General features: G+C 77.3%; 4 protein-coding genes. 3 read left to right on the top strand and 1 reads right to left on the bottom strand.

Features of this window, described 5'->3' with window-relative positions:
• Nucleotides 1–135: 135 nt before the first annotated feature.
• Together PAI11_RS10635 and PAI11_RS10640 are read left to right on the top strand one after the other, a co-directional pair.
• On the top strand, nucleotides 136–1,071 hold the full coding sequence (locus tag PAI11_RS10635) for an AAA family ATPase (protein WP_007574200.1): 936 nt from the start codon (nucleotides 136–138) through the stop codon (nucleotides 1,069–1,071).
• 34 nt (nucleotides 1,072–1,105) lie between these two features.
• Complete coding sequence (locus PAI11_RS10640; protein ID WP_007574202.1) at nucleotides 1,106–2,359, top strand: DUF58 domain-containing protein; 1,254 nt, start codon at nucleotides 1,106–1,108, stop codon at nucleotides 2,357–2,359.
• Nucleotides 2,360–2,366: 7 nt separating this feature from the next.
• Here the strand turns inward: PAI11_RS10640 and PAI11_RS10645 are convergent, their stop codons facing one another.
• Nucleotides 2,367–3,371, bottom strand: coding sequence for a stage II sporulation protein M (locus PAI11_RS10645; RefSeq protein ID WP_007574204.1), 1,005 nt, complete (start codon nucleotides 3,369–3,371; stop codon nucleotides 2,367–2,369).
• A gap of 4 nt (nucleotides 3,372–3,375) precedes the next feature.
• Here PAI11_RS10645 and PAI11_RS10650 point away from each other — a divergent pair.
• Nucleotides 3,376–3,926 (top strand): RDD family protein (locus PAI11_RS10650; RefSeq protein ID WP_138974226.1); only part of this gene is annotated, 551 nt, incomplete at its 3' end.

Raw genomic sequence — 3,926 nt, forward strand, 5'->3', positions numbered from 1 at the left:
CGCCGCGGCCCGCCGCGCCGGCCTCGACGAGGCCGCCGCCCGGGCGCTGGCCGGCGACGGCGACGCCACCGATCCTCGAGCCGCCGGGCGTGCCCTGGCGGCCCTCGAACAGCGAACGACCCCTGGAGGCATCCGATGAACGAGCTCGTGACCGCCCTGCGCGACGAGGTGGGCCGGGTCGTGCGCGACGCGGACCGCACGGTCGAGCTGCTGGTCGCCGCCGCGGCGCTCGGCGGCCACGTGCTGCTGGAGGGCCCGCCCGGCGTCGCCAAGACCCTGACCGCGACGACGCTCGCGCGGGCGCTCGACGTCGACGCGTCGCGGATCCAGCTGACCCCGGACATGCTGCCCTCGGACATCACCGGCACCGTTGCGCTGCGCGGCGGCGAGCTGGTCTTCCGGCCCGGACCGGTCTTCTGCAACCTGCTGATCGCCGACGAGATCAACCGCACGCCGCCGAAGACCCAGTCGGCGCTGCTGGAGGCGATGCAGGAGGGCGCGGTCAGCGTCGACGGGGTCCGCCACGAGCTGCCCGACCCGTTCCTGCTGGTGGCGACGCAGAACCCGGTCGAGCACGAGGGCACGTATCCGCTGCCCGAGGCCCAGCTGGACCGCTTCCTGCTGCGGATCCGCGTCGACTACCCCGACGAGGCCGCCGAGCGCGAGATCGTCGGCGCCAGCCGCGACGGGCTGCGGCCGGCCGCCTTCGAGCAGGTCCGCGCGGTCGCCGGGCCGGACCAGCTGCGGGCCGCGCGGGCGCTGGTCGCCGAGACCTACGTCCACGACGACGTCGCCGCCTACGCCGTGGCGATCGTCCGCGCGACGCGCGCCCTGCCGAGCGTCGCCCTCGGCGCGAGCCCGCGGGCCGGGGTCCACCTGGTCGCCGCCGCGCAGGCCGCGGCACGGCTCGCCGGACGCGACTTCGCGACCCCCGACGACGTCCGGGAGATGGCCGAGCCGGTGCTCGCCCACCGGCTGGTGCTGAGCCCGGAGGCCGAGCTGGAGGGCACCCGCGACATCGACGCGGTCGCCGCCGCGCTGACCGCCGTCCCGGTGCCCGTCTCGTCGTGATCGCGATCTCCCGAGCCGCTCGCGGAGGCCGCGCGTGAGCCCGACCCCGCGCGTCGCCGTCGCGGTCGCCGCCTGCGGCGTGCTGGCGATCCTGCTGCCCGGCTGGCTGTGCCTGCTGCTGACGCTGGCGATCGTCGTCGCGACGGTGGTCGACGGGCTCCTGGCCCGCCGTCACCCGCCGCGGCTGCGGGTCGACGCGCCGGCGATCGCCCCGCGCGGGCTGCCGGTCGCCGTGACCGTCCGCCCCGAGCCGCCCGAGCCCGGCCTGCGGCTGCGACTCGCGGGCCTGCCGAGCGTCGCGGTGGAGGGCGGCGAGGGCCGCGGCGTCCTCGACGCCCGTGTGACGGCGCGTCGTCGCGGGCACCACCGGCTGCCGGCCCCGGTCGCCCGCCGGACCGGGCCGCTGCGCCTGGGACGCTGGGACCACGGGGGCGGCGAGGGCCCCGCGATCCGCGTCCTGCCGGACTACCGCACCGCCCACCGGCTGGCGATCGCGATCCGCTCCGGGCGCGCGACGACCGGCCTCCGCCGCCAGGGTCCGCTCGGTCTCGGCACCGACTTCGATCACGTCCGCGACTACGCGCCGGAGGACGACATCCGCCAGGTCAACTGGCGCGCCAGCGACCGGCTGGGGCGACCGATGAGCAACCAGCGGCGGGTCGAGGCCGACCGCGATGCCGTGCTGCTGGTCGATAGCGGACGGCTCGGGGCCGCGCCGTCCGGGGCGGGAGACGGATCGCTGCTGCTCGATCGCTGGCTGGACGCGGCGGCCGCGGTCGCCGCGACCGCCGACGCGCTCGACGACCACGTCGGGACGATCGCCTACGACGCGCGGATCCGGCGGCGGCTGGCGCCGCGGCGGGCCGGTGGCGACGCGGTCGTGCGGGCGCTGCACGACCTCGACCCGCGGCCGGTCGACAGCGACCACGAGCGAGCCTTCCGGGCGGTCGGCGGCTCGCGCCGGGCCTTCGTGCTGGTGCTCACCGACCTACTGGACGAGGCTGCCGCGGGGCCGCTGCTGGCCGCCGCGCCGGTGCTCGCGCGCCGCCACGCGCTCTGCGTCGCCGCGATCGAGGAGCCGCGGCTGCGGGCGCTGGCCACGACCGCGCCCGAGGACGAGGTCGGCGCGCTGGCCCAGGCGGTCGCGGTCGACGTGCGGGCGGCCCGCGACGCCGTCGCCCTCCGCCTGCGGGCGGCGGGCGCGGTAGTGCTGAGCGCCCCGCCCGACGCTCTCGCCGCGACCTGCGTGCGCGCCTACCTGCGGGCCAAGCGGCGGGTGGCGCTGTAGCCGGGGCTCAGGCCCACGTCGGCTGCGCGAGCGGTCCGGCGCGGTCCTCGTCCGATGCTCGCCCGGCGTCCGGTTCGCGGCCCCGGATCCGGACCAGCGCCCAGTAGGTCCCGGCGCTGCCGAGTCCGATCGCGGCGACCACCACCGCCGGCATCCCGGCGGGCGAGACGAAGCCCTCGATCAGGCCGCAGAGGACCAGCACCGGGGCCGTCCCGATCACCGCCCCGATCGCCGGCCGTGCCCGATCGCGGACGGCCAGCCGCCGTGGCCGGTCGCCCGGGTCGACCAGCGACCAGCCGACGACCATCCCCGCCGCGCCGGCGACGACGATGCAGCTCAGCTCCAGCACGCCGTGGGCGGTCACCAGCCGCAGCACGGTGTCGAGGTGGCCGTTGGCGGCCGCCACGCCGAGGACGGCCCCGAGGATCGCCCCGTTGTAGGCCAGCAGCAGCACCCCCGGGAGGACGCAGCCGATCCCGGCGACGAACGCCATGAAGGTCACGCGGATGTTGTTGGTGAACAGCTGCGAGGAGAAGGCCGCCGACTCCGAGGAGCTGAGCCCGCGATCGAGGCTCGGCGGTGCGGCGCCGTCGATGAAGTCGCCGGGGACGATCGTCGCCGCGACCGCCGGGTCGAGCGCGGCCCAGACGCCGACCACGAGCGCCGGCAGCAGCAACGCCGCCGCGCTCAGGCCGAGCCAGCCGCCGAAGCCCCGCACCAGCCGCCAGTACCCGCGCGAGACGAAGGTCCGCAGCGACGCGCGCGGGCCGCTGCGCGCGTAGACGAGCGCCCGCGCCCGCCGCACGAGCTGCTCCAGGCGGGCGACGACCGGGTCCTGCGGGAAGGCCCGGCGGGCATACGCCAGGTCGGCCGCCGCGCTGCGGTAGGCCGCTCCCAGCTGCAGCACGCCGTCGGCCCCGAGCCGCTCCGGTCGCGAGCCGGCGCGGCGCAGGAGCGCTTCGAGCGCCTCCCACGAGGAGCCGCGATCGTCGAGGAAGCGGGATAGGGTCACCGCCGTGGACGACTATCAGGACCGGCTGTCGATCACCACCCCCGAGGGCGTGGAGCTGCAGCTGGAGCTGGCCGGCCCCGGGACCCGGATCGTCAGCGGGCTGGCCGACGTGGCCTTGCAGCTGGTCGTCGCGGTGATCGGCCTGATCGCCCTCGGCGCGCTCGACGACGACATCGGCGACGACTGGACGATCGCGATCGCGTCGGTCCTGGCCTTCCTGCTGCTGTTCTTCTGGGACGTCGCCTGGGAGTTGCTGAACGACGGCCGCACGCCCGGCAAGGCGATGCTGGGCCTGCGGGTGGTCCGCGACGACGGCCGCCGGGTCGATCCGGGATCGAGCGTGATCCGCAACCTGCTGCGGATCATCGAGCTGCCGCTGGCCTACGCGCCCGGGATCGTGATGGTCACCCTCAGCCGCCGCCACCAGCGGGTCGGCGACCTGCTGGGCGGGACGCTGGTCGTGCGCGAGGCGCGCCGCGCCTCGGTGGCGCTGGGGCGCTCGGCGGTGGCGCCGACCGCCGGCGCGGACGGCGCGGCCGGCCGGGCGACGGCGGA

This window comes from Patulibacter medicamentivorans (assembly GCF_000240225.1).
GTDB lineage: Bacteria > Actinomycetota > Thermoleophilia > Solirubrobacterales > Solirubrobacteraceae > Patulibacter > Patulibacter medicamentivorans.